Below are 1,135 nucleotides of genomic sequence, written 5' to 3' on the forward strand. Positions count from 1 at the left end.
TCTTCTGCACACCCAGAACCAGGCAGGCAGTTTTCTGCTTCTCTACCGCTCCGCTTTTTACGATAAATTGCATGGTTGCTCCCATAGGACACTTGTCCAGTTATAACTCACGGGGATGCCCCCGATCTCCTGTTAATCTTTCTGACAAATCCCTGATAAATACTCCTGATTGTGCCTTTGACGCTGGCAGCCAAGAGTTACGATTTCGATGGCACCGACAGACACCTGAGTTAGCCCTGTGTGACTCTTGCGGCTACACCCTTTTTTTGCAAAAGGAATGTAAATGATGAGACTTCTTTCATCCGGGCTATAAACTCGAACAGGTTTGTTGGATAATTGTCAGGTCGGGTATTTGAACAGAGCTTGCACAAGAAGTGAATTCCCGCAAGGCTTTCAGAGATAGATTTTAGTCCGTTTATTGTATCAATGTGTCGACAACTGTCTTTCCGGGCAGAAAAAACGTGTTTTGATGGTCGACAAGTAGCCAGGACTGCTCTCTCATCTGGAACCGTAGTACTTACCGTATCTCTCAGGTAAGTGAGTTTTACTTTCAATGAACCGGCGGAAACAGTAACTCAAGATCATGCCTTCGATCCTTTTTCGATACCTGGCCAAAGAAATGCTCAAGGTCACATTGGCCGTTACCGGTGTTGTGCTCCTGATTATCATGAGTGGCCGTTTTGTGAACTATCTTGCACAGGCTGCCAATGGCTCGCTGAACGCCGACATCCTTTTTGCCATCATGGGTTACAGAATGCCCGAGTTCCTGGTGATGATTATTCCCATGGGGTTGTTTCTGGGCATTATCATGGCTTATGGCAGGCTCTACGCAGAAAATGAAATGACAGTTATGGGGGCTTGTGGTGTCAGTCAGGGACAGTTGCTGCGCATGACCATGATTCCCGCCCTGGGTGTCATGATAGTGGTGGCTCTTCTGAGTATTCTTGTCGCTCCCTGGGGGATAAAGCAGGTCGAAACCATTCTTCATCAGCAGGATTCCATGACTGAGTTCGACACACTGGTGCCGGGTCGGTTTCAAAAGTTTGAGGGAGCTAACCGGGTCACTTACACCGAGTCGCTGACAGATGACAATCAGCAGATGGACAAGGTGTTTATTGCTCACCAGTCAGCCGAT

1 protein-coding gene is annotated in these 1,135 nt (G+C 47.8%); it reads left to right on the forward strand.

The genetic code is table 11. The annotated features are described in order from the left end of the window. Positions 1–583: 583 nt before the first annotated feature. Positions 584–1,135, forward strand: a 552-nt coding sequence (locus tag KDK18_RS07155) for an LptF/LptG family permease (RefSeq protein ID WP_257254194.1), incomplete at its 3' end; no start/stop codon positions are given.

This window comes from Endozoicomonas sp. SESOKO3 (genome assembly GCF_024606255.1).